The organism is Bacillus benzoevorans, assembly GCF_014207535.1.
GTDB classification, from domain to species: Bacteria; Bacillota; Bacilli; order Bacillales; family Cytobacillaceae; genus Bacillus_BD; species Bacillus_BD benzoevorans.
The window spans coordinates 635,363-659,403 of the sequence record NZ_JACHGK010000001.1 but is presented as its reverse complement, the minus strand read 5'-3'; the positions used below and the strand labels follow the sequence as shown (position 1 = coordinate 659,403).

Below are 24,041 nucleotides of genomic sequence, written 5' to 3'. Positions count from 1 at the left end.
CACTTAAATGAAATAAAGGAAGAACACATATTAGTCATGTATAATATGTGTTCTTCTTTATTTTTAGGGATCTTTAATAATTTAGGTCTTGATAAAATCTTTTTTACAAATGGTTTCTTTAATTGATATCAGCATTATAGATCTCCCACCACTTATCGCTGTTCGCTTTTTAGCCGGAATTATAATCCAGTATCAGCCATGTATGGCTGCCCGGGAGGCCTCTCACCGTTTTGTAGATCCGCAATGCTTAAGCCGAAATCCATTTGGAGATGAGGATAATCCTTAAACTGCGGCCAATCACCGCCCCACTCGAAGCCAAGCTCTTTGGCCATGGTTACCACTTCTGACCAATCAGCTCTTGCGTTGCCGTTTCCATCAAAGTTCCTGTCCCAAATGACATCCCCTGTGGAAGTTTTAAGCGCAAAGTCAACAGCGAGACCAAAGTTGTGGAACGATTCGCCGCCTTTTGCATAGGTTACGATATTTCCCCCAGCTGTGCGGCCTTTTTCATACAAACGATTCTGTTCTTCTGCACTGCGAAAATCATCGGTAATGACAACCACAATTCCGATGTCAGCCGCCCGCTTAACCAACTGATTCATACGCTCCGCCACAACAGGATGGAGACCATCCGGCATAGCCGTATTGGGTACCGTCACTTCTGGTTTTATCTTGTAATGGTCGTATATGACAAAGGCGATAATCACTATCGTAAACATAATCACTAATCGTCTTAAATCTTTTCTTTTCTTGGACTTTTTTCTTTTCAAACTATCTTTTCCCTTCCTGCTGAAATGATTCTATTAATTTTACGAAAAATAGATGTTAATAGTTTCATGGAAATTAGAATTTAGCCCCACTACTGCAAACGGGACCGTCCCCTGCTGCTAAATCAAGTCATCTACTACTTGAATATAGCACGAGAAACCGTCCCTGTGCATTACTTATCTAAATCGATTCCTGTTTTAGAAGTTCCCATTGGTTCCATTGTAACAGCTGTCTTTGGCACAAAAAACAGCACGACTAACCCGATAAGAAAAAGAATAACTAGGCTGAAAACGCCTAAAGGAGTGCTTCCGGTGAGCTGTGTGATAACTGCGACAAGAAATGGACCTGTCACAGCGGCAAAGCGGCCAAAAATATTATAAAATCCGAAAAATTCATTTGATTTTTCCTTCGGTACCATTTGCGCAAAATAAGAGCGGCTCAGCGCCTGAATTCCTCCCTGCGCACTGGCCACAAGCATCGCCAAGACCCAGAAATCCACAATTGTTTTTAAAAACATCGCGTAAATACAGACAATCATATAAATAATAATTCCTGCATAAATCATCTTTTTCGCACCATATTTATTGGCTAGTTTCCCGAATAAAACCGAAAATGGCGCAGCGACAATTTGTACGGCTAACAAAGCAATGATTAATTCAGTCGAACTCAGTCCCAAATCTGTCCCGTACGCAGTAGACATGGCAATTATCGTCCCCACTCCATCAATATAAAAGAAGTATGACACGAGAAACAGGAAGATGGCACGGTATTTTCGTATCTCTCTGAAGGTTTCTCCCAGCCGCTTAAAGCTGGTATAAATGATCCTTGGTTCACGCTCGACCCAATGAGTCTGCCTCACATGCTTAAACATCGGAATCGTAAACACAATCCACCATATGACCGTGATGAGAAAGGCGATCCGGCTGGCAACAGAGACCGACAATGGCAGGATCTCCATTTGCGAAAGTGTAATTAATGCGATACAGAGGACAAAGGGGATGACACTCCCGACATATCCTAAAGCAAAGCCCTTTGCAGAAACCTCATCCATCCGCTCGTTGTCCGTCACATCGACAATATAAGCATCATAAAATACATTGGCACCACGCGCCCCAAGCGATGTAATGGTATAGATAATTAACAGAAGCAGCCAGTTATCACCGGGGACAAATAATAAAGCAGCCGTCGACAGCGTACCCATAATAAAGAAAAAATTAAAAAACTTGCTTTTCATTCCTTTAAAGTCCGCCAACGTCCCTAATACGGGACCGAGTATCGCCAAAATGAAAGTAGAAATGGAAATCGTATAACCTAAATAGGCTGTTGCATTTGTTGGATTGACGCCGGCATTTTCCGCTGTCGCTTTATAAAATATAGGAAATATTGCGGTTGTAATAATAAGGAAATAAGCCGAGCTAGCCCAGTCATACATCATCCAGCTCTTTTCCGCTTTATTGAACTTACCCATTTTCTCTTCCCCCCTTTGATATTCCTACCCCTAGTCTACATTATGGGCTGAGGAGATAATAGATTCCTAGAAGAAATTTTACAAATTTTTTTGAAGATTATATCAGGAAGAGCCTTAGCTTGAGAACATACTCTGGAACCAGTATTTTTGCGTTGGCAGTACTCTGCAGTTACCATATATTTATTTAATTGAAAATTATTGCAAAATATACTGTTCACAAAATCGTCAATATATTAAAATAGCATTAAATACATGTTTCATTTCTGAAATCTTTTATTGTGGGGGTGAAAATTCACGATATATTGTTTTCCGATCCATTTCATTACAAAATGAATTCCTTCAAAAAATCAGCATTTCTAAGCTTCATTCTTTCCTCAATATACCAGTTTGACCGAAGCAGCAGTTTCCATTTCAGTTTGTATCGCTAAATTGATTCCAGTTGATTTATTGCTAGTTTGTTCCTTTTTTAGATAAGAATCTATGGGGGGATTTTAATGAATAGTGTATATCGAACTGTCACATCAATGCGTAAATTTGAAACAAGAACAGCCCTGCTCAAACCAATCGTTCAAGAACTGTCGGTTCAAGTTATTAATAAATTAAACGGGGAGAAATACGGAGCCTGGTATGAAAAAGAAACATCAGGCAGTCTGAATGGATACGAACTATTTTTGCAGGACGGCAACCGTATTTTTATCGACATTGAATTGAAGGGTGATTATGTTCTCCTTTATAAACTGTTTATTAAAGAAAAAGGAACCGGTTTGGGTTCTCGGATTCTGAATACTCTCAAACAGTATGTTGATGATCATGGCGGCACCTTAATGGTGTGTTTAGTCATCAATCAGGAATTTTTTAATAAATTTGACTGGCTCGAATTTGATGAATACCAGAACTATGAGTATAGATCCCTTAAAGAAAGCCTAATGGTATAAATAAATAAACCTCCTAATTTCCATTTTGTTTTAATAATGGACAGAAGGAGGTTTTTAAATTAAATAACCTAGAAAATGCGTCTATTATAAAGCCACTTTAGAAGCAACTTTTTGAAAGCACTGATATAAATAAATATACTTGTCCAATTCTTCGCTAAGTGACAGGGTCTTTTCGCTTGATAACCCTTCACTTATTCCAATGTGGTTTAGTTGTTCCTTAAGCAATTTGATATAATTTAACAGAGCAGTCCCAATTAATTGGCGATCATCCATCGATAGCTGCTTCATTATTTCCCCCCACAAGTATGTTACTTTTGCAAGTACAATTATACTTGAAAATCAAAAATCGGAGTGTAATATTGATTACAATGTAAAGTTAAAATTAAATTTTTGTTAATATTTCGTTAATTATAATGATTAATAATAGAATTGACAAGCCCCCTGTTTCAAAATGACGTTATATATAGATAATTTTCAACAGTAGGATGGTGAGGGTAGAAGAGTGCAGCCGAAATGAATAATTTTGCTCAACGTCCTTTCAGGCAGATTTAAGGTTTGTTTTTCGCAGGATGTTGATGTCAATTAAAAAAACTCTAGAAATCTTAGATTCCAGAGTTTTCCATATGTTTTTATTTTACAGCTTCTTTTAATTCTTTTCCTGGTTTGAAAGCCGGGGCTTTAGTTGCAGCAATTTCAATTTCTTCACCTGTTTGCGGATTGCGTCCTTTACGTGCAGAACGTTCGCGAACTTCAAATGTTCCAAATCCAATGATTTGGACTTTGTCATCTTTTGCAAGTGAACTCGTGATGGTTTCTAATACCGTATCTAACACTTTTGCGGCATCCTTCTGTGTTAGTTCGGATTTTTCCGATACAGCTTTAATAAGTTCTGTTTTATTCATTTTAAGCACCTCAGTTAAAAAATTTACTATGTAAAGTTTTGAAAACATCACATACATTTATATAATGATCGTTTTTCATAGAAAGGATAAATCATGATTACTTTATATCCATAATACTCCATTCTTCACACTAATTTCTAGTCTAATTTTACTATTATTGAAAAACCAAGGATTCTCCATGAATTCCCATATTTTCATGAATCCCAATAACTGTATATTTCCCATGTCCAACCACTGTATTTGGCTGTTCATAGCCTAATTCTTCAGCAGCATCCCGGGAAATATCGATGAGTACACTATTTTCTCTTACAAGAAAAACGGTTCCTTCGTACACATGCTCATTTCTTTCAAAAAGGATAACATCGCCAATCTTCGCTTCTTTTTTCTTTGGTAATAATGTATGGTCTGTATGCATCTATTTATCCCTCTCCCGTTGAGTTATTTTAGGAACTGCCTCCCTTTGGAATAGGAAACAGTTCCTAATTCTATTTTATTTTGCGATAAGCTTACTATTTAGCAGCTTCAATCAGAAATATTATGCAAAGAATTCTGTGAACTAGCCTGACACCGCTTCCATTTTTTGCGACACATTCTGAATAGCATCTTCTAGATTTCTCCTGCATTGCATTCGAATCGTTTCATCACAAATAAAATCATATAGGAGTTCATGTTCCAGTTGAGAGGTGATAATTGTTAGAGGCTCTTCCATTCTTTCTTTTGTTCGATTCTCATTTAAATAACTAAGGATTTCTTTTTCAAAGAATTCAATTGTACCGAATATTATGTTCACTGTACTCCCCACCTTCCTTTTTAAAGTTTTGTAAATCAGAACTTTAAAACACAAACAGTCCACCTCAATGATCGGCAGACTGACTGACAAAGGCTATTCCACTTAAAGTTGATTATTCCCATTATGGTCCCTTATCATTTAGCAGCCCGACTATCCTAGCTCAATGCCTTAGACTCGCGGCTTTGCGCCCCTATCTTTCAATAAGTTTGCCTTTATTAAAATCATACTTTTATAATACAACTTTAGTAATATGTTTACAAGAAAATACACGAATTTTCAACTTTTTTCAACAAATTTCACAGTGTTTTTTTTTCTATAAACTATCATTTATTGCATATGAAGCAATTCTATATCACCATCAAGGATTTAGGACCTATTTTAAAATCTCCTTTCTCTATTGATATAAATGAATCATTGTTAAAAGGTTCAGAGATGCATGGGAAAGGTTTAGATTTATTGGGAAGAAGATAAATGTACAGATTGATGCATACTAGAGTACATAGATGAAGGAGTTGATACCTATGAAAAAAATATTCCAAATGGCTTGGGGAACTCTAGAAATGTACAGCCAAGCTCTTGATAAAATCGGGATGAGATAATGTTTCTGGCGTTATTACCTGTGTAGTTATGGGTACTATCATTAATAAGAAGGTTAATAATATGATTTTATTAGAAATATATAGCCATTATTTGCGAACCAATTCTCAAAAATTATAGGAGAATTGGTTTTTTACTATATTTAATTATCTGCCTTATTTTTCAAAGCAGGACCATCGAATGACAAAAAAATAAAAACCCTCTATTAAAGAGGGCTGCAGCTTAACCATTTTGGAGACCCAACCATTTTTCCGGCTGAAATGCGAACTCTTTATTTTAGCTAGTGAGTTTTACTCTTTCACCAACTAATGGCTATCCAGCCAACTTGTGTTGCTCCGCACTCAAAACTGGTAATCGGTCTAACATTTTAACTTGCTCAATGGACTTTACTTCTGTCATGCTGGTTTCAGATTCAAAGGCCTTCATCGATTGATTCTTTGATTGGGTTCACCATAACGATATCAGCCTCTTGCCTCCAATATCTGCTAATCAGCTGTTATGACTCCCTCCAAGTCATCACTTCAGTTTATTCCTCTGTTCTTTCAAATTCTTCCCTTACATTCAATTGTTACATTGACACTGATCCAATACGGCGTTTTACATTGCTTAGGAATGATATGTTTTTTCGTTCTCTAGTACTTCCCGGAACGAACACTTAATGGTTGAGCCTCCAAAAGTGTTACCTCTTTTTAGCTTTTCTTTATCATCTCTATACTCTTATTATAGAGCGACTTCATCAGAAAAAACCATTTATTTATGAATGTTCTGTGAATTTACATAGAACATGATAAAATGGGAAAAGATCAACTTTTCCCTCGACTAAAATGTAATATTCGCTGCACTGCGATTCGATTTACGAATTTGAAGAAGAGGCCTTTTCTAGAGATTTTCTCAATACCTCATACACTTCTTTATCTAATTTATCAGCTAATTCCTTATTATATGTCTTTTCATATTCCGGTTCTACGGTCACTTTACTTCCATAGAACATGATATCTTCAACCATTTCAATCTCTACATTCACCACACGCATCTTCATAGTCTTCTCAATAACCTCTGAAACTGTGCCTTGTCCTTTAATGGAAAAACAACTTCCCGCGCCAATAACACCTAAAATAACGTTGGGGTTATTTTGAACATTTTTAGCACTTGCCGCATTATGGCCAATGGCAAAATTAACTCGCTCTCCAGTAGAATCTGCTAGTACCCACGAAATCGTTGTTAAATCGGGCTGCCCGGTTTTTTCGTCAATGGTAATAAGAGATACCATTTTTTCCCCTTGTAACAGATTAATTAACTCATCAGTAAGCTTGTTTTGTGGTTTCATTGTATTCACTCCTGTTTTTTTACTATTTGCAAATCTAACGTCTAAATATTAAAAATATTAAACTCATATACACCTTGTTTATATATTTTATATGAAAAATTCCAGGTTATCAAATTTACTTTCTTAAAATTCAAAAAAATAAACCCTCGACCATCAAAGAAATCTTTCGCTCAAATTTCGAAAGACCAGTGCCTGTGTTTATCTCCTCTTCCCTTTTCTTTCAAGAAATTCTACTAAATGAAAAATATGTGAAAGTCATATTCAGAAACAGAAAGTTATAATAGAATTAATATAAGCACACTTAAACATATCATTAGATAGTTATTTAACGATACATTGCCCGAAACCATTTCTAATGAGAGGTCAATAATATATGGATGATAATAAGGAAATGTTTAACAATTTCAATCACAGTATCGAATTTCGCAACAGAAAACTCCTTGCCAGTATTATCTTTCAACAATTAAAAAATATTGAATTCCTTGATTTTGATGCCAAAAGGTTTATTTACCGCATTCTTATTTACCTGGAGCGCCCAAACGACTTGTATGATTTACATACTATTCTATCTTGGTTTGACATATTCCTGCTTGATGAATCACAAGACACTCAGGTGGTCATCACTGACTTTATCGAAAGATGTCTTTCCATGTATGAAAAGGAAAGCGGCACTTCAAAGGTCATTATAAACATTAAACGCGATTGACACGAAAAGAAAAGTTGTAGGATTGCAACTCCTGACCTGGTCTAGGTCAAATCTTCATGCTATTTCAAACTGCTTCAAGAACACAAAATAAGAAGCATGAGAGCCCATGCTTCTTTTCATCATTATTTAATCGCTTCTTTTAATTCTTTTCCTGGTTTGAATGCCGGAACTTTTGAAGCAGCAATATCAATTTCTTCACCAGTTTGCGGGTTACGTCCTTTACGTGCGGCGCGTTCCCTTACTTCAAATGTACCAAATCCGATTAATTGGATTTTCTCATTTTGCGCAAGGGTGTTAGAAATCGTTTCGAATATGGCTTCAACCGCTTTGGCAGCATCCTTTTGTGTCAAATCAGCCTGTGCAGAAACAGCTTTCACTAAATCCGTTTTATTCATTTAAGAACCTCCATTTTCACAAATGTCCTCGTTTCGGGACAAAGGGATATTTCACTTATAGCAAAACGAGGTCCACCTGCCACTATTTTCCCATAAGTGATTTTATTAATATTCAAGCTTTAGGGGCTGATTTCCTCTATTTTTCATGAAAAATTAGTCATCTTTTTCATTTCGCCAGCAGATATCGCTTTTAATGATAGCCTTTGTTTTCTTATATAATTGTAATTCCCCTGGAAATTATTTCGATATTTTTTCTCAGTCTATGTACAATAGACAACGTCGAATAAACAGCATGATGATTTTACTATATCACCCCATGCTTCTGCCATCCTACAATTCAATTTTCAATACTTTTTGCACGCCCGTACCAGCTAATTCTTCAATCTTCCAGTTTTTCGACAGCATCTGCTTAATCGCTGCATATTGTTCATCATTCACTTGTAATCCGGTGATCCCTGTTTCCGTAGACTCGTAATCCTGCTCCTCAAGCAGCCCGAATTTTAGCTTCAAGATGTTTTTTATACCAGGCAGAGTGACAAACTTTACGGCATAGCCAATTTCTATCATGGACTTAAACTGTTCTGGGTCTTTTTGATAAAGCTCCACCAATTCGCTAAAATCAAAATTTGAATTGTAATCACTCCAGGAGCTTACATCACCGCTTTCAAGCTTCGCAAGCAATTCCTGATTGGAAACCCCTTTACTGCGAACCGTTTCAATCTTATAAACAACCGGTAAAGAAATTTTATTTACTTCCACTATCTATCCCTCGCATCATTTTATGTACTTTCAGCTAAATAACTAGCATTGACCAGCCTTTATTCTATCATACCTTATTTTAAAAATTTACTTTTCTGCTTGCAATCTTTTATTCAGTTCACTAAACGTCTCAACAACCTCAGGCAGCGATAATTCTTGAGCCAATGACCTGCCTTTTTCAATGGACTCAATCGCCTTTACTAATTGATTGGCATGAAATGATATTTTTTTGCAGACAACCAGTATGAATGAAAACAAAAAAGATATATGATAGGGACATAGACAATCTAATGAATAGAGGTGTTACATATGCCATTTGTCAACATCAAAGTAACAAAAGAAAACCTAACACCGGAGAAAAAGGCAGAACTCATTAAAGGGGCCACACAATTATTAGTCGATGTACTCGGGAAAAATCCGAATACTACGGTTGTGGTCATTGATGAAATAGACACGGACAATTGGGGAATTGCAGGAGAAACGGTCACGGAACGAAGAAAACAAGGACTATAAATAAGCGGAACAATGGGAAAGAAAATAGCTTCTCCTTCTGATTTTAAAGCATAGGAGGGGAAGCACTAAACATTTCCGAACATGCTTCATAAACTTATTGCAAATGCTGAGGCGGGGTTTTATAATGCTTACCATATTGCACTTCTGGGAAAAATATCCTCTTGGCTTTGAACTTCATACTTTCCCTGCAGCTGGTTGGATGATAAAAAATAAGAAAACACAGAGGAACGCACAAATAAATAACCACAGGTTGATTATTTTCATCCTGTCAAACACCTTTCTGCAGACAAGCTCACTTTCTGTTCATTTTTCACACAGTTTCACACTGTAATGCCTCATCGACCTGGGAATTCCTTTTAGCTCAAGGAATCCACTGTATACGAGGTAACGGATCCGGTACTCGATATAGTAAGCAAAAACAGGTTCATCCATTTTCTCTAGAATTTCACCAATGACTGCGCCAGTCTTTATAAAATCCTTAGATTCTTGCTCCTTGTGCAGATTTTCGATCGTTTTGAGAATGATTTCATCATAATAAATTTCCGGCACTGCTTTTATTTGATCATCTTTCCAGATACGAAGAACTTCTTTGGATTGAGACAGAGCCTCCCATTCCTTCTGTAATGCCATTCGCTTCGAATCCCCCACTGGGTCATTTTCCTTGCAAATTTCAAATAACTTCTTCAAAGTCTCTGGTTCCAAATGTCCTGTATGAGAATTGAATCGCTCGGCAGATCCAAAATAGTTGGCAAAAAGTTCAGTGGAATTTATCAGAACAATCTCATTGGTTTTTTCACGCAATAAATAAAGGAAAAACCGCATTCCCGTTTGTTCTTCCACATTATTCCCATACCAGATAAAAATTCGCACATGCTTAGGAATATCCTCTATCTCTTTCAATGTATTAGAAAATTTATTTTCGTATTCATAATCATCCTGTTCTAAATTAATATTTTCCATGATCCATTCATTGCGGAAGGCTTGTCCAGCTTTCTCCTCCAGTTTCCATAATGGACCAATCGAAAAGAAGTCCGGAAACCCGATAACCTTTTTTGGCCATGGCAGGCTGTACCTTACCGTACCGGCAGCATGTTCCGAGGAAACAATATGTACTGCATCACCATGTTCTGTAAGATCGTTAAGGTGCCGATGCCTCTGGATTTGTTGGTTGATGATTTCCACCATCTTGTTCATTGCATCCTGTTTAATAAAAAAACCTCTTCCCTTTAGCGCCTGTCTTTCCCGATGATGAAACGTATTAAATGTTTCTCCTTCTTTTAATTCATACGATTCGCACTCTTCAAACTCCATTAAGTCCTGCAGCGTCATATATTGCGACCATTCGATTTTATAGACAAAAACAACATTAGGCTCAATATAAAAATAAATATACGGATGATTTACCTTAGTTTTAATCGATCTCCACCCCTTATTTTCGAATTGCAAAATAATCCTTTTTCATCAAAAAACATCCGTCATCCATCGGCCTATACCCCGAATCAGCCAAAAAATAAGGCGAAACGGCAAGATAATCAATTCAGGTAACCAAAACAGCATTTCCAGAATAAATTCAATCACTTCATTATGTTTTTTCTTTCTTTTTCTAAATTTCTCCTTCTTGCAGTTCCACCGTTCTTTCATTATGTTCCACTCCGTTTATATCAAATGTGCCTTGGCGTATTTGCACCCTATACTAGCGCGCTTGCTCGAAAAATTTCCTTTAAAAAATCGAGGCATCCGCCAGAGGCTTAACTTTATTCAGCCGGGATTTGAACCCCACTGAATTGGTAAAGTTATTGCATTCATCCCACCACTTATAGAAGCAGGAGAATTCTGCTGAATAAAGTTAAAATAACGTTTTCATATTGTTAAACTTTCGAAATCCTCTATGACTAACATACGATTCTATAAGATAAAAGTTTCTTTTTTTAAAAAAATTAATATAATTAGTTTAGGTAACCAACAAGAAATATAAAAAGGACAAGCAGCTTGCATTAGGAGGTTTTCCCGGATTTGAAAATAGGACCACGCGTGCTGAAAACCGGCCTGGCCGTTACATTAGCATTATATGTTTGTTCCCTGCTCCATTTGGAAAGTGCTGTATTTGCTGGTATGGCCGCCATTTTCACCATGCAGCCTTCCATTTATCGTGCATGGAAACAAGCATGGGATCAGGTGCAGACGAATATTTTGGGAGCCATTATTGCCTTTCTAGGTTTATATTTTTTAGGCAATGACCCATTCTCTATCGGGCTTGTTATGATCATTGTTATTTTAATCAGTATGAAATTAAAGATGACCGATTCCATTTCTCTTACATTAGTTACCGTACTCGCCATTATGAGTGCGCCTGGTGATGATGACTACCTCTTTGCTCTGCAGCGCTTTTCTTTGACATTTATCGGTATGACATCGGCACTGCTCGTTAATATTTTCGTCTCACCGCCCAATTATAAGAAAACATTTGTCAAAAAAGTACAAACCGTTTTTCAAAACATGTCGATCCTGATTCGGACGGCGGTTTCTAATGAAATGACAGCAAAATCCTTCCAGGAGCAAATGAGAGAATTAGAGAAAGATATTTTGAACTTAGAAGAGGAATTCAGGCTCTTTGATGAGGAACGAGAAAATTTCACGAAATTAAGTCAAATGAACCTGCGTGAGATTGTTGTCTTTAAACAAATGTTTAAGTCGCTGCAGCAGGGATATATCGTATTGGAAGACATCGATTCGTTTTATTTTCAATGCAAACCGACTGAGGAAGAAGATCTGTTATTTGATCAACAGCTGGAGCTTTTAATCAAGTATCACGAACTTTGTTTATTGAAATATGATGGAAAAATAAAGATAGATGAGCCGCCATTGAAAGAGGATATCTTGAAACAAACGAATGTATTTGTTGAACAGGTCATTGATTCCTATCAACAGGATCATAAAGTTCAACTCACTGTCATTAGTTCGTCAATCTACCATTACGCTTACCAAATTGAACGCTTAAACCGGGTTATTGAACAGTATTTAAAAAAATAACTCTGTTAAACTTGGTTGTTGATTTCCGTTCCAGGCACTTCGCTTTCCGCGGGCGACCGTCGAGCCTCCTCGACACTTCGTGCCTGCGGGGTCTCGTCTGTCTCGCTGTTCCCGCAGGAGTCTTCGTGCCTTCTACTCCAATCAACAAAAGTATTAAATATTAACATCGACCTTTAACACTGCAAAGGAATAAACGCCACCCGCTTCATTTTATTCTGAAGCGGGTTTTTATGTTATTGAATTAATAGCATTTTATTTCAAGTATGATTAATATAAAGGAAGGAATTATGGCAATATAAGTTTTATCAGTCATGATTTTGGAGGTGTTCGTTTATGGCCATGCAAAAGGAAATCTCCAACCGCAAGCTGCTTTTGGTTGCTGGTTCGGGATGGATGTTTGATGCAATGGATGTCGGGATCCTCTCGTTCGTTATTGCCGCTCTAAAGGTGGACTGGGATTTATCCATTCAGGAAATGGGCTGGATCGGGAGCATTAATTCAATCGGAATGGCGGTGGGTGCCACTGTTTTTGGTTTGATGGCTGATCGTATCGGGCGGAAAAATGTCTTTATTATAACATTGCTATTATTTTCAATTTGCAGCGGTGCTTCTGCTTTTACGACGTCATTGATATTCTTTTTAATTCTCCGCTTTTTCATTGGCATGGGACTGGGCGGCGAACTGCCGGTGGCCTCTACATTAGTATCTGAAAGTGTGCCGGCGGATAGACGGGGGAGAACCGTTGTCCTCCTTGAAAGTTTTTGGGCTGTCGGCTGGCTTCTGGCTGCCGTTATCTCCTATTTTATCATTCCCGAATTTGGCTGGAGATGGGCCTTGATTTTAAGTACCCTGCCAGCATTTTATGCTCTTTACTTGAGAATACATCTGCCTGATTCACCGCGGTTTGCTGCTGTAAGTAAAACAGAAAGACCATCCGTTATGGAAGGCGTTTCCAAGCTTTGGTCTGAAGAATATGGGAAAAGAACGCTGATGCTTTGGATTCTCTGGTTCTGTGTTGTCTTTTCCTATTACGGCATGTTTCTTTGGCTGCCAAGTGTCATGGTGCTAAAAGGCTTCAGTATGGTGAAAAGCTTCGGATATGTGCTGATTATGACTTTAGCACAGCTTCCAGGGTATTTTTCCGCCGCGTGGCTGATTGAGAAAATGGGACGCAAGTTTGTCTTAGTCGTTTATTTAATCGGAACGGCATTGAGCGCTTATTTATTTGGAAGTGCGGAAACGCTTGGTCTCTTAATTACAGCCGGGATTTTCCTTTCCTTCTTTAATCTCGGTGCTTGGGGAGCTCTTTATGCCTACACGCCGGAGCAGTATCCGACAAAAATCCGCGGCAGCGGTGCCGGGATGGCGGCGGCGATTGGACGGGTTGGCGGGATACTAGGACCCCTGCTCGTTCCCTATCTGACAGCAAATGAAGTATCGATTTCCGTTATTTTTGCTATTTTCTGCGTATCCGTTCTCGTTGGTGCAGCCGCAGTTTTCTTTATGGGGAAAGAAACAATGCATACAGAGCTTGTTTGATTCAAGTAAGTCCGTTCTAATTTATAATGGGACGGGCTTACTTAATGATATTTTCTTGCCTGTTCTATTCGTTCACTTGTACAGCTGTCAATGGAAATCGCAATGTCTGGAAAAACTTTTTCTCTATTCTGCATTGTATCCGATAAAAGAAAATCAAACACTTTCAAAAAAAATCCAATCCATTTATAATAAAGAAGATCATTAGCAAATGAGTGGTTATATCCATAAGTAAAAACTGAATGTCTAAAAGAATGCCGTTACATTGGGTGGATTGAAATAATTATGATTTTAGTCCAGAAAAATTTTTGTTCATAATTTTTGCCTCTGCTGCTGACATTTCTTACTTATTCGATTCAGTCACTCAACACATACAATGATTTAGAAATAAAAGTAAGTAAGGAGAAATGGATATGAGTAGTAAGATTAAAATCGGGATCGTAGGCTACGGTAATCTTGGAAAAGGCACGATAAAAGCGATTAAACAAGCACCAGACATGGAATTAATAGCAGTTTTTACGAGAAGAGAACCAGAATCACTGAATCTTAATGAACCTGGTGTTAAAGTTGTACATATAGCAAATGCAAGTGAATATAAAAACGAAATCGATGTAATGGTCCTTTGCGGCGGTTCGGCAACTGACCTGCCTGAACAGACTCCATACTTTGCCAGCATGTTCAACACGATAGACAGCTTCGATACTCATGCGAAAATTCCTGAATTTTATCAAGCTGTAAATGAAGCAGCCACAAAATATGAAAAAACGTCGATTATCTCTGTTGGCTGGGATCCAGGTTTATTCTCCTTTAACCGTGTAATGGCTGACGCGGTTTTACCTAGCGGCGAAAACTATACTTTCTGGGGAAAAGGACTGAGCCAAGGTCACTCTGATGCCATAAGAAGAGTCAATGGGGTAAAAAACGGTGTCCAATACACCATTCCATCCGAGGAAGCGATTGAGAAAGTACGCAGCGGTGCAAAACCTGAATTAACAACTGGTGAAAAACATCGCCGTGTTTGCTATGTTGTCGCTGAAGAAGGAGCGGACAAAGCGGCCATCGAAAATGAAATCAAAACGATGCCAAATTATTTCGCTGATTATAATACAGAAGTGAATTTTATTTCCGACGAAGAATTAAAACGCGACCACTCTAAAGCACCGCATGGCGGATTTGTTATTCGCAGCGGCAATACAGGAGACAACAAGCAAATTTACGAGTTCTCCCTCACATTAGACAGCAATCCTGAATTTACAGCAAGCGTATTAGTCGCCTATGCAAGAGCAGCCTATCGCTTAAATCAGGAAAAACAATTTGGGGCTAAAACTGTTTTTGATGTCGCTCCAAGCTATATTTCACCACGTTCAGCAGAAGAATTAAGAAAAGATTATTTATAAGAACGATTATTGAAAACAGCTCCCTCTCATTTTAAAGGGAGTTGTTTTCGTTTACGAAAGTTGGCTGTACCTTCCAGTTAAAATCTTCTGCTCAACATGTTAATTAATTGTGAACAGCTAAACTATTTTCCCGTTAAGATTCTTTATAGCTTATTATGGATTTTAGAAGGTATTTTCATTTAAATGCCGAAAAGTATGAGAATTATCATTCATTCAGGAGGGCGAATCGTAATGAGAGAGACAACGGCAAAATCCATACCCGTTTTTCTAATTCGGGTTATGATTATACATACTTTAACCTATATCGTTGCAGGAATATTGGCTTCAAGCCTGCTTGATTATAGATCCGTTTTTGAACTTCCTATTATAGGTGATTACATGGTTCCATATGGAGAGGAATCAGTTGTTTGGGGACCCTACATCCAACCTGCCCGGGGTCTGATCATCGGGCTTGTGCTTCTTCCCTTCCGCAGATTTTTAGAAAAGACGGGATATGGCTGGTTCTATATCTGGATGATAATGGCTGGAATCGGAATTGTGGCGACACCGTCTGCTGCGCCCGGATCTATTGAGGGAATCATTTATACTAAACTGCCGCTCTGGTTTCATTTCTTTGGGTTGACTGAGGTGCTGCTGCAAACATTAGTCTTCAGCATTTTTGTCCATATGTATCTTCGTTATCCGACTGGAATCATAAAAGTTCTTCCGCCCATATTCGGCATTGGTTTAGAATCGTTTGCAGGAGCCTGTTTTGCTTTTATCGGTTATGCGCTGATTTCCATTCTCTTTGCATTTATTAATCAAGTGCCGATTACTGCTGAAGCTAACATGAGCTTAAAAGTTCAGGGTTTATTTATCGCACCATTTATTGCCAACTTTCTTATCATTATCTTTTTCAAGAATATGAGATTTACCCGTGAGGTACATCCCATTTTTACTTTTCTCATCATCTGGCTGGTCAATACCATCAGTGTCGCCGTATATCAGCAGTTCATCCTGGAAGGTGCCGATTTGCTTTATGCCTTGGCTGCTCCTATTTTACCGGCATTGATTATTGTTTTGATCGCTGCACCTAGAAGAATACGGGGTATAAATAGAAATATTCATTTTTGATTAGCTGTTTACAGGTTAACAAAATTAATTGTTTTGGTTTCCTTTTTACTCCTATAAGAAAGAGGGCCTCTACCCATATTAGTAGAGGCTTTCTTTCCTATACAGAACTCTCTATTCATTATTGAGTGTTATCTTTCGTTAATTGCAGGAAAAATTCATACGCTTCTTGATCTGAGTATCCTTCATGGACTACTTTGGCAACAGCTTGAATCATCGCTTCCGGATCCTCCGATTGGAATATATTCCTTCCCATATCAACCCCCGCAGCGCCGCCTTGAATCGAGTGATAGGCTAAGGACAATGCGTCTTTCTCTGAAATTTTTTTCCCGCCAGCCACCACTAATGGCACGGGGCAGGCTGCCGCAACTTTTCCAAAATCATCGCAATAATAGGTTTTAACCATTTGCACACCAAATTCGGCCAGCATTCTCGTAGCTAATAAGAAAAATTGCGTCGTTCGTTCCATTTCCTTGCCAACTGCTACCACTCCCATGACAGGAATCGAAAATTTAGAGCCTAAGTTCACTGCTCTATTTAATTCTTCAATCGTTTCTTTCTGCCCATCTGCTCCAATGAAGGTCTGAATGGCAATCGCACTCGCATTCATCTTAATCGCATCTTCAATATCCACCACCATCGATTCATGACTTAAATCATCCTGTAAAACGCTTGAGCCAGATGATGCCCTTAAGGCAATGGATTTATTGAATGTCGGCGGGACACAGCTTCTGATCGCACCTCTCGTTCCCATTAAACAATCAGCGTGATTGGCCAACTTAGGAATTAGAAGATCTAATCTCTCCAATCCGGATACAGGACCCATAAAATAGCCATGATCAAATGCCAGCATCACCGTATTCCCACTTGCAGGGTTGAAAATTCTTGATAATCGATCCTTCATTCCCCAATCATAATGAACAGCACCTTTTACATGAAAAGAACCATTATTAGCAAATTCCGTATTTTCTGAAAATTGTTTCGCTGCTTTATTCCCTATATTATCTGCCATTCTTCCCTTCCTCTCCTTGCACATTAAGAATGATTAAAAATTGTAGTCCTTTGTATTTTCTTTTGTAAAGACGATTCTTTCAGGTAAAACGATGATGCCGGAGTCCTCTGCCTTATATTCATAGCCTTGAACAGAGTTCGGTTCTACTTTTACTTCTCCCATCCCCGGAACTTCAACTGTATTGCCTACTTTTAGTTCATGTCCCTGTGCTAAATAATACGCAATGTACACAGCAAGCGCTCCTTGATCTTTCACATCCCATAAGCCATGATTTTCAATGGTATCATTTTCAAGGTACTGTCTCATTGAATTAGGCGATGCAAATCCGGTAATAATGACATCCTCTTTATTTAAACCTTTATTTTGCGCAGCCTGCGCCATGGCTGGAAGTGCTGTAGAATCAGGACAGATAATCATATCAATATCCGGATACGTGTTTAAAATACTTTCACCTACTTGCAGCGACTTCTGTTCATTTCCCTCCCCGAATTGCTTTGTTACAATTTCCCAATTTGGGTATTTTTCAGCGATATACTTTTCAGCATAATTGACCCATGAATTTTGGTCCGGCACTGTTGGGCTTGAGTAAAACCATGCAACCTGCTGCGGTTCATTAGGATTTTCAAGCTGTCCTGCAGCCATATCGACGAGCATAGCTCCTAATATATCAGGTGTCCCCTGATTGATATAAACCGAACGATATTTTGGATCTACATCGGAATCCCAAGTTACGACTTTCACTCCCGCATCTAATGCCCTTTGCAGCGCTTGATTTAAACCGTCAGAAGTAACGGATGAAATCGCAATCGCATCGGCACCGCTATTTACGGCACTATTAATAATTTGGACCTGATTGGCCACCGTGCCTTCCGGTGCACCATCATATTTAACCTTGAAACCAATTTTCTCCGCCATTTCCTGCGCACCATCATTTCCTGATTCAAAAAAAGCATTCCCTGTCATTTTAGGAATAAATACAACCTTAATATCGCTCGGGTCTTTTTCACCAGATTGTTTCCCAGCATCTTTACTGCTGCAAGCTGCAACAAACATAGTTAAAAGGATTGAACCAATTACTAATTGTAGAAAATTTAGCTTACGCATTACATTTCCTCCTTTATGTTTTTACCACTTAACAGCCTTTGAACACGGGATTTGATTTCTGAAACTCCTAAAATGGAAACAGAAATAATAAGGAGCAGTCCGATTGCTAAACCGATATATTGTGTCTGCACCCCGGCCATTTGCAATCCTAACTTTAAGAAACCAATGATGATACTTGCCAGGGCTGTACCAATAACACCTCCTTTACCGCCTGTTATGATGGTTCCACCTAAAACAACGGCTGTTAGAATGGGCATTAAATATTCAGCCCCAAAATCTGCTCTAGCACTGCCCAAATAAGAAGTCAACATCACTCCGGCAATACCGGCACTTATCCCTGATAACACATAAGTACTGGTGATAATTTTTCTCGTATTGATCCCAGCGTATTCAGCTGCATTTTGATTCACACCAATTAAATATATATATCTGCCATACCTCGTCAAGTGAAGCAGAATATAAGCCGCAAGCAGCATAATAATAAAAAGAATGGCCGAATGGGGAATTCCAAATAGTTTTCCATTTGCAAGATTGGTAAACTCCTGCGAGAATCCTGAGATTCCTTCATATGTGCTTGCACCTGAAAAGCCGACAAGTACGAGCGCAGCACCGCTGTATAAAAGCATCCCGCCAAGGGTTAAGACCATCGCGGGAACCTTAGCATAGGCAATAAAAATCCCATTTAGCAATCCGCAAAAACCGCCAGTTAATATCCCAACTATCAGTGCAATCCAGATATTCACCCCTATGACTTGAGCTAAAATTCCGGTTACAACAGAGGTTAATCCGATAATCGAACCGCCAGATATATCGATACCCCCAGTAATCACTACAAAAGTAACAAAAAAAGCGATGACGGCGATCCCAATAAAATCATTAAAACTATTTAATAAAATGCTTATATTCCAAAATCTTGGATTAATCAAACCAAAAACAACTATTTCTGAAATTAAGACTATGAATAGTAGTACGTTCCAGTTAGCACCTTTTTTTAGCACTCTAGTTCTGCACCTCCTCTTAAAGGTCTAACACTCTTGCATTTAATCGATCTTTTCGTGCTTTCATATCGGCCCTGCGCGCCATGAGAACATCCGTGACAACAATGATTATTAACAGTGCACCTGAAATCGCTGAATTCCAGAATGCCGGAACCTTTAAGAAAACGAGCGCAGAATGGATCGAGCTCATAATAATGGCCCCGATCGCTGCTCCAATGACAGAACCTACTCCTCCGCTCAGAGATACCCCTCCAAGCACTGCTGCTGCAATAACTGTCATTTCAATTCCTAATCCGGCAGTCGTTGAAATAAAACCGATTTGGCTTGCAAAAATGAGCCCCGCTAAAGAGGCAGAAATACCTGAAATGACAAAGGCTGATATTTTCATTTTTTTGACTGGTATTCCGATTAATATGGCCCCGTCTTCATTATCTCCAATAGCTGCGAAATATCTTCCCTTTTTACTTTGTGATAAAAAGATATGTGCTGAAATGATGAGCAAAATGACAGCAATAGCCAGTATGTTGATCCCCAAAAAACTCAGCTGTGATATTTTTTTAAAGCTTGCCGGAAGATTCTCGATCCATTGACCGTCTGTATAAATAACATGTATGACTCTGACAATTTCGAGCATTCCCAGAGTCATAATAAAAGAGGAGATTTTTAATACCGTTACTCCTAAGCCGTTGACTAAACCAATAGCCGCACCAATCGCTGCTGCGATGATGACTGCCAGCACCATACTTCCACCATCTCTAAGAACCATGCCGCTGACTGCCGCACTAAGGCCCAAAATTCCACCGATTGAGATATCGATTTCACCAGTCAATAAAACGAAGCTCAATCCTGCCGCAAGGATGATGTATAGCAGACTATTTTTCAATGAATTTTGTATATTATCAGGAGAAATATAATCAGAGTTAATCAGACCGACAAACAAGAAGAGTAAAATCAAGAATATAATCGTTCTAAATTCCCGATGTTTTATCAAACCTTTCATTTTATTCCCTTCCTTTATAGGTACCGAAGGCAGCGCTCATCACATTTTTGGCATTGATCTCGTCGTATTCAAGACAAACACGGCAAGTTCCCCTGTAAATGGCATAGATTCGGTCACTCACTCTTTCAATTTCTTCTAAATCAGAAGAAATAAGTAATATGGAAATTCCTTGTTCTTTTAATTGTGTAATCATGGTATAAATATCGCCTCTTGCGGCAGCATCGATTCCTCTTGTTGGTTCATCTAAGATAATGAGCTCCGGGCTTGTCGATAAAATCCTTGCCATGACTACTTTTTGCTGATTTCCCCCGGATAATTGTTTCAATTCGACCTCGTAACTGGTCATTTTAATGCTTAATTTACGGACATATTCATCTGTAATTTTTCTTTCAAATTTTTTATCAATAAAAAAACGCTGTTTTTTAATGATTTGTGCTGTAATATTACTGCTTATAGAACTAATAGCAAATATCCCGTTCAAAAATCGATCCTCAGGTAAATAGGCTAACCCGCTTTCAATCGTTTCCTTTACCGCTAGATTGGTAATTTCCTTACCATGTAAAAAAACCTTACCGCTTTTCACTTTATTCATCCCATAGATGGCCTCGGCAATTTCGGTCCTTCCTGACCCAACAAGACCAGCAAGTCCGACCACTTCACCCTTAAAAAGATCAAAACTAATATTTTTAAAACCGTCTCCCGTTATATTTTGCACCTGAAGGACCGGTTCTTCCTTTCTGCGATTAGCGTATTTCTTCGCCACTGTTTCGATTCCATCACGTTTACTGTCTGGAGGCAATAATCCTTTAATGAGTATTTCTTTCGTAAATTCCTCAATCTTTCCTTTAAGTGTGACTTTCCCATCCCGCAGGATCGCAGCATGCGTTGAAATTTGAAACACTTCATCCAGTCTGTGAGTGATATAAATGATTCCGGCACCGGAAGCTTTTAATTTTTCGATTATCTTAAATAAAGCCTCTGTTTCGGCAAAGGTTAAGGAAGAAGTCGGTTCATCAAGGATAAGAACCTTCGCATCCCTTATGAGCCCTTTAATGATTTCAACCTGTTGCTGTTCTGCAATGGATAATGAACAGGCAAACCGGTTTAAATCGAGCCTCCATCCTAATTGATTCATTAACTTTTTTGCCTTCTCCCGTACTTCCGCTTTTTTCTTTCTCATTCCAATGAAAAGATTTTGTCCGACTGTCATATTTGGAAATAACAAAGGCTCTTGCGGAACTAAATAAATTCCTTTCTCATGAACAAGGGACGGATTCATATGAACCATTTTTGCACCGTTTATTTCGATACTTCCATCATCCGCTTTATAGACTCCTGAAAGAATCTTCATCAGCGTACTCTTACCGGCTCCATTACCACCAATAATGGAAATCACTTCTGACTCGCAAATTTCTAAGGAAACTCCCTTTAATACCTTGCTTTGATTAAATGATTTATGGATATCTTCTAATTTCACTAATCTCCTAGATCCTTCCATAAATTCACCACCATACATTTTAAAACTATGTATATGTCCATGTATGTCATTTCATTATTTAATTTTTTGGGCACTAATCACTTTTTGATTATACAGCGAAGCAAAATCGAAGCATGTTTTCACTGTGATTTTCATAAATATTTGATTAATACTATGAAGCTGCATTCAGTGATGGAAGGAAGGAACTTATGGAAAAATACCTAATGGCTGTTGATGCGGGAACGGGAAGTGTTAGAGTGATTCTTTTCAACACACAAGGTCATGAAATATGCGGTTCAAGTTCTGAATGGACTCATAAAGAGGATGAGAGATTTCCAGGCTCGATGGATTTTAATATTCATCAAAATATCAGTATCATTATCCATCTGATAAAAGAAACGATAAACAAAAGTAAAGTTAACCCAAAAGATATTTTAGCTGTTTCCACTACGAGCATGAGAGAAGCCATTGTTTTGTACGATGAGAATGGCAAGGAATTATGGGCCTGTGCGAATGTAGATTCACGTTCGACCCATGAGGTTTATGAACTGCATCGCATAGGCGATTCAATAGAATCGGATATCTATCAAGTATCGGGTCAGACGTTCTCCTTAGGCGCGATTCCAAGGATTCTCTGGGTAAGAAATCATCTACCACCTATCTATGAAAAAATAAAATATATAACGATGCTAAATGACTGGATTACCTATCGTTTAACCAATGTCATCTCGGTCGAACCCTCCAATGGCTGTACAACCGGTCTTTTCGATATTAAAAAGAGAATCTGGGACTCTGATATTGCTAGAAAGGTAAATTTGAAACATGATATTTTCCCAATCGTGCACGAAAGCGGCACTGTGATTGGAAGCGTTACTAAGGAAATCTCAGAACTAACAGGTCTGAATCCAGCAACACTCGTCGTGGCCGGAGGCGGAGATGCCCAACTCGGTTGTATTGGGGCAGGAGTTATACATGAAGGGGATGCAGCCGTATTTGGAGGAAGTTTTTGGCAATATGAATACACAGCAAATCAAGTTGCAATGGATAAGCGATGCAGAGTAAGAATTAACTGCCACGCAGTACCCAATACCTGGCAGTATGAAGCGATCGCCTTTTTCCCTGGGCTCGTCATGAGATGGTTTCGAGACAGCTTCTGCGAATTAGAAAGGCATATCCAAGATGAAACAGGTGAAAGTATTTATGCCCAAATGGATAATCGAGCGAGCAGTGTACCGGTCGGGAGCTACGGATTACAATGTATTTTTTCCGACAAAATGAATTATCTGTCATGGAAACATGCCGCTCCAAGCTTTATCAATTTTAAACTGGATCCGCTGAAATTTAATAAAGTCAGCTTTTATCGGGCCATTATGGAAAATGCAGCCTTTATCACAAAAGGAAACATTGAACTGGTCAATGAAATAACCAAGACGTCTCCAAAGTCCGTAATTTTTGCAGGCGGTGCATCAAAAAGCGATTTATGGTGTCAAATTGTATCCGATGTACTCAACAAGCCATTAACCGTTCCTGTTGTGAAAGAATCGACAGCCCTTGGTGCGGCTATTTGTGCAGGAGTCGGGGCTAAAGTCTTTAATGATTTTGATGATGCTATTTCTAAAGTTGTTCAATTCGAAAAAACATATGATCCTAAAAAGGAAAATAATTTAGTTTATGAGAATTTATATAAAAAGTGGAAAGAAATATACAAAATCCAATTGGACCTGGCGGATAGCGGATTAACGGAGCACATGTGGATCGCACCCGGAGTAAAAAAAGGAGGAAGTGATCAGGATGACCATTATTCATGAGAACGAAAGAGATTATCGTTTTGGAAATAGCGGTCCGAAATATCTTATCAGGGGACCGAGGATGAGCTTCGGCGTGGTTGTTTTGCAGCCCGGTCAGGATTTTCCTGCTCATTATCATCAATTCATGGAAGAAAATTTCTTTATTCTCGAAGGAGAATTAGAAATACATATAGACCAAACCGTGCATCACTGTAAAAAAGGAGACTTCATCCATGTTGAGCCAAAACAGGTACATTATTTAGTGAACAAAGGAGATAAGCAATTTAAAGCAGCTTTTATGCTTTCACCTTTTCATGAAAATGACAAAGTGGAAGTGGATTATAAACCGACTATTTAAATATTACTAGAATATCAATTCAAATGCGGGCATTCTTCCATAAAGATGCCCGCATCTTTACTTTACTTTGTA

General features: G+C 38.5%; 25 protein-coding genes and 1 riboswitch. Of the genes, 9 read left to right on the top strand and 16 right to left on the bottom strand.

Going from position 1 to position 24,041, the window contains the following annotated elements; genetic code table 11:
- Positions 1-179: 179 nt before the first annotated feature.
- Positions 180-719: a M15 family metallopeptidase gene (locus HNR53_RS03275; RefSeq protein ID WP_184522783.1), complete on the bottom strand. Its 540-nt coding sequence runs from the start codon at positions 717-719 to the stop codon at positions 180-182.
- Between the two features lie 221 nt (positions 720-940).
- Positions 941-2,236 carry an MFS transporter gene (locus HNR53_RS03270; protein WP_184522698.1) on the bottom strand — a complete coding sequence of 432 codons (1,296 nt, stop codon included), beginning with the start codon at positions 2,234-2,236 and terminating at the stop codon, positions 941-943.
- Between the two features lie 494 nt (positions 2,237-2,730).
- Here HNR53_RS03270 and HNR53_RS03265 point away from each other — a divergent pair, with 494 nt between their 5' ends.
- Positions 2,731-3,171, top strand: a complete 441-nt coding sequence (locus HNR53_RS03265; RefSeq protein WP_184522696.1) for a hypothetical protein — start codon at positions 2,731-2,733, stop codon at positions 3,169-3,171.
- 84 nt (positions 3,172-3,255) lie between these two features.
- Here the strand turns inward: HNR53_RS03265 and HNR53_RS03260 are convergent, their stop codons facing one another.
- The 5 genes from HNR53_RS03260 to HNR53_RS03240 form a co-directional block, all read right to left on the bottom strand.
- Complete coding sequence (locus HNR53_RS03260) at positions 3,256-3,459, bottom strand: aspartyl-phosphate phosphatase Spo0E family protein (RefSeq protein ID WP_184522694.1); 204 nt, start codon at positions 3,457-3,459, stop codon at positions 3,256-3,258.
- Between the two features lie 341 nt (positions 3,460-3,800).
- Positions 3,801-4,073, bottom strand: coding sequence for an HU family DNA-binding protein (locus HNR53_RS03255; RefSeq protein WP_184522692.1), 273 nt, complete (start codon positions 4,071-4,073; stop codon positions 3,801-3,803).
- Between the two features lie 154 nt (positions 4,074-4,227).
- Positions 4,228-4,488 carry a DUF2187 family protein gene (locus HNR53_RS03250; RefSeq protein ID WP_184522690.1) on the bottom strand — a complete coding sequence of 87 codons (261 nt, stop codon included), beginning with the start codon at positions 4,486-4,488 and terminating at the stop codon, positions 4,228-4,230.
- 141 nt (positions 4,489-4,629) lie between these two features.
- The gene (locus HNR53_RS03245) at positions 4,630-4,863 is read right to left on the bottom strand and encodes a hypothetical protein (protein WP_184522688.1); all 234 of its coding nucleotides are present in this window, start codon (positions 4,861-4,863) and stop codon (positions 4,630-4,632) included.
- 137 nt (positions 4,864-5,000) lie between these two features.
- Positions 5,001-5,084, bottom strand: a riboswitch (cyclic di-GMP riboswitch).
- A gap of 1,229 nt (positions 5,085-6,313) precedes the next feature.
- A complete protein-coding gene (locus tag HNR53_RS03240) occupies positions 6,314-6,787 on the bottom strand; it encodes a pyridoxamine 5'-phosphate oxidase family protein (protein ID WP_184522686.1) in 474 nt (157 codons plus the stop codon).
- A gap of 373 nt (positions 6,788-7,160) precedes the next feature.
- Between HNR53_RS03240 and HNR53_RS03235 the strand changes: the two genes are divergently transcribed.
- Positions 7,161-7,493 carry a hypothetical protein gene (locus tag HNR53_RS03235; protein WP_184522684.1) on the top strand — a complete coding sequence of 111 codons (333 nt, stop codon included), beginning with the start codon at positions 7,161-7,163 and terminating at the stop codon, positions 7,491-7,493.
- Between the two features lie 122 nt (positions 7,494-7,615).
- Here the strand turns inward: HNR53_RS03235 and HNR53_RS03230 are convergent, their stop codons facing one another.
- Positions 7,616-7,888: an HU family DNA-binding protein gene (locus tag HNR53_RS03230; RefSeq protein ID WP_184522682.1), complete on the bottom strand. Its 273-nt coding sequence runs from the start codon at positions 7,886-7,888 to the stop codon at positions 7,616-7,618.
- Between the two features lie 330 nt (positions 7,889-8,218).
- The gene (locus tag HNR53_RS03225; RefSeq protein ID WP_184522680.1) at positions 8,219-8,647 is read right to left on the bottom strand and encodes a hypothetical protein; all 429 of its coding nucleotides are present in this window, start codon (positions 8,645-8,647) and stop codon (positions 8,219-8,221) included.
- 309 nt (positions 8,648-8,956) lie between these two features.
- On the opposite strand from HNR53_RS03225, the gene HNR53_RS03220 reads away from it, so the two are divergent.
- Positions 8,957-9,160: a tautomerase family protein gene (locus tag HNR53_RS03220; protein WP_184522678.1), complete on the top strand. Its 204-nt coding sequence runs from the start codon at positions 8,957-8,959 to the stop codon at positions 9,158-9,160.
- Between the two features lie 303 nt (positions 9,161-9,463).
- On the opposite strand, the gene HNR53_RS03215 is transcribed toward HNR53_RS03220, so the two are convergent.
- Positions 9,464-10,606 (bottom strand): DUF1835 domain-containing protein, encoded by a 1,143-nt coding sequence (locus HNR53_RS03215; protein ID WP_246439194.1) that lies wholly within the window; start codon positions 10,604-10,606, stop codon positions 9,464-9,466.
- A gap of 15 nt (positions 10,607-10,621) precedes the next feature.
- Positions 10,622-10,801, bottom strand: a complete 180-nt coding sequence (locus HNR53_RS03210) for a hypothetical protein (RefSeq protein WP_184522676.1) — start codon at positions 10,799-10,801, stop codon at positions 10,622-10,624.
- Between the two features lie 372 nt (positions 10,802-11,173).
- Here HNR53_RS03210 and HNR53_RS03205 point away from each other — a divergent pair, with 372 nt between their 5' ends.
- The 4 genes from HNR53_RS03205 (at position 11,174) to HNR53_RS03190 (ending at position 16,236) form a co-directional block, all read left to right on the top strand.
- The gene (locus tag HNR53_RS03205) at positions 11,174-12,190 is read left to right on the top strand and encodes an FUSC family protein (protein ID WP_184522674.1); all 1,017 of its coding nucleotides are present in this window, start codon (positions 11,174-11,176) and stop codon (positions 12,188-12,190) included.
- Positions 12,191-12,523: 333 nt separating this feature from the next.
- On the top strand, positions 12,524-13,729 hold the full coding sequence (locus tag HNR53_RS03200; protein ID WP_184522672.1) for an MFS transporter: 1,206 nt from the start codon (positions 12,524-12,526) through the stop codon (positions 13,727-13,729).
- A gap of 410 nt (positions 13,730-14,139) precedes the next feature.
- Positions 14,140-15,123 carry a diaminopimelate dehydrogenase gene (locus tag HNR53_RS03195; RefSeq protein ID WP_184522670.1) on the top strand — a complete coding sequence of 328 codons (984 nt, stop codon included), beginning with the start codon at positions 14,140-14,142 and terminating at the stop codon, positions 15,121-15,123.
- A gap of 231 nt (positions 15,124-15,354) precedes the next feature.
- Positions 15,355-16,236 (top strand): hypothetical protein, encoded by an 882-nt coding sequence (locus tag HNR53_RS03190; RefSeq protein ID WP_184522669.1) that lies wholly within the window; start codon positions 15,355-15,357, stop codon positions 16,234-16,236.
- A gap of 118 nt (positions 16,237-16,354) precedes the next feature.
- On the opposite strand, the gene lsrF is transcribed toward HNR53_RS03190, so the two are convergent.
- Genes lsrF through HNR53_RS03165 form a run of 5 tightly spaced genes read right to left on the bottom strand, consistent with a single transcriptional unit; the run spans position 16,355 to position 21,845 of the window.
- Positions 16,355-17,245: a 3-hydroxy-5-phosphonooxypentane-2,4-dione thiolase gene (gene lsrF / locus HNR53_RS03185; protein ID WP_184522667.1), complete on the bottom strand. Its 891-nt coding sequence runs from the start codon at positions 17,243-17,245 to the stop codon at positions 16,355-16,357.
- A 33-nt stretch (positions 17,246-17,278) separates the two neighbouring features.
- A complete protein-coding gene (gene lsrB, locus HNR53_RS03180) occupies positions 17,279-18,349 on the bottom strand; it encodes an autoinducer 2 ABC transporter substrate-binding protein LsrB (RefSeq protein ID WP_184522665.1) in 1,071 nt (356 codons plus the stop codon).
- Positions 18,349-19,347: an ABC transporter permease subunit gene (locus HNR53_RS03175; protein ID WP_184522663.1), complete on the bottom strand. Its 999-nt coding sequence runs from the start codon at positions 19,345-19,347 to the stop codon at positions 18,349-18,351. The genes lsrB and HNR53_RS03175 overlap by 1 nt, the downstream gene beginning before the upstream one ends.
- Before the next feature lie 19 nt (positions 19,348-19,366).
- Positions 19,367-20,347 (bottom strand): ABC transporter permease, encoded by a 981-nt coding sequence (locus tag HNR53_RS03170; protein WP_184522661.1) that lies wholly within the window; start codon positions 20,345-20,347, stop codon positions 19,367-19,369.
- A 1-nt stretch (position 20,348) separates the two neighbouring features.
- Positions 20,349-21,845, bottom strand: coding sequence for a sugar ABC transporter ATP-binding protein (locus HNR53_RS03165; protein ID WP_221452183.1), 1,497 nt, complete (start codon positions 21,843-21,845; stop codon positions 20,349-20,351).
- A 188-nt stretch (positions 21,846-22,033) separates the two neighbouring features.
- Here HNR53_RS03165 and lsrK point away from each other — a divergent pair, with 188 nt between their 5' ends.
- Together lsrK and HNR53_RS03155 are read left to right on the top strand one after the other, a co-directional pair.
- A complete protein-coding gene (lsrK, locus tag HNR53_RS03160; protein WP_184522657.1) occupies positions 22,034-23,632 on the top strand; it encodes an autoinducer-2 kinase in 1,599 nt (532 codons plus the stop codon).
- Complete coding sequence (locus tag HNR53_RS03155) at positions 23,616-23,969, top strand: cupin domain-containing protein (RefSeq protein WP_184522655.1); 354 nt, start codon at positions 23,616-23,618, stop codon at positions 23,967-23,969. Before lsrK ends, HNR53_RS03155 begins: the two co-directional genes overlap by 17 nt.
- The last annotated feature ends 72 nt before the right edge of the window (positions 23,970-24,041 follow it).

Coding starts and splice junctions, on each gene's coding strand:
- HNR53_RS03190 (WP_184522669.1), top strand. CDS start 15,355: ATGAGAGAGACAACGGCAAAATCCATACCCGTTTTTCTAATTCGGGTT.
- HNR53_RS03265 (WP_184522696.1), top strand. CDS start 2,731: ATGAATAGTGTATATCGAACTGTCACATCAATGCGTAAATTTGAAACA.
- HNR53_RS03155 (WP_184522655.1), top strand. CDS start 23,616: ATGACCATTATTCATGAGAACGAAAGAGATTATCGTTTTGGAAATAGC.
- HNR53_RS03165 (WP_221452183.1), bottom strand. CDS start 21,845: ATGGAAGGATCTAGGAGATTAGTGAAATTAGAAGATATCCATAAATCA.
- HNR53_RS03270 (WP_184522698.1), bottom strand. CDS start 2,236: ATGGGTAAGTTCAATAAAGCGGAAAAGAGCTGGATGATGTATGACTGG.
- HNR53_RS03220 (WP_184522678.1), top strand. CDS start 8,957: ATGCCATTTGTCAACATCAAAGTAACAAAAGAAAACCTAACACCGGAG.
- HNR53_RS03230 (WP_184522682.1), bottom strand. CDS start 7,888: ATGAATAAAACGGATTTAGTGAAAGCTGTTTCTGCACAGGCTGATTTG.
- HNR53_RS03210 (WP_184522676.1), bottom strand. CDS start 10,801: ATGAAAGAACGGTGGAACTGCAAGAAGGAGAAATTTAGAAAAAGAAAG.
- HNR53_RS03200 (WP_184522672.1), top strand. CDS start 12,524: ATGGCCATGCAAAAGGAAATCTCCAACCGCAAGCTGCTTTTGGTTGCT.
- lsrF (WP_184522667.1), bottom strand. CDS start 17,245: ATGGCAGATAATATAGGGAATAAAGCAGCGAAACAATTTTCAGAAAAT.
- HNR53_RS03260 (WP_184522694.1), bottom strand. CDS start 3,459: ATGAAGCAGCTATCGATGGATGATCGCCAATTAATTGGGACTGCTCTG.
- HNR53_RS03275 (WP_184522783.1), bottom strand. CDS start 719: ATGTTTACGATAGTGATTATCGCCTTTGTCATATACGACCATTACAAG.
- HNR53_RS03235 (WP_184522684.1), top strand. CDS start 7,161: ATGGATGATAATAAGGAAATGTTTAACAATTTCAATCACAGTATCGAA.
- lsrB (WP_184522665.1), bottom strand. CDS start 18,349: ATGCGTAAGCTAAATTTTCTACAATTAGTAATTGGTTCAATCCTTTTA.
- HNR53_RS03255 (WP_184522692.1), bottom strand. CDS start 4,073: ATGAATAAAACAGAACTTATTAAAGCTGTATCGGAAAAATCCGAACTA.
- HNR53_RS03195 (WP_184522670.1), top strand. CDS start 14,140: ATGAGTAGTAAGATTAAAATCGGGATCGTAGGCTACGGTAATCTTGGA.
- HNR53_RS03240 (WP_184522686.1), bottom strand. CDS start 6,787: ATGAAACCACAAAACAAGCTTACTGATGAGTTAATTAATCTGTTACAA.
- HNR53_RS03170 (WP_184522661.1), bottom strand. CDS start 20,347: ATGAAAGGTTTGATAAAACATCGGGAATTTAGAACGATTATATTCTTG.
- HNR53_RS03250 (WP_184522690.1), bottom strand. CDS start 4,488: ATGCATACAGACCATACATTATTACCAAAGAAAAAAGAAGCGAAGATT.
- lsrK (WP_184522657.1), top strand. CDS start 22,034: ATGGAAAAATACCTAATGGCTGTTGATGCGGGAACGGGAAGTGTTAGA.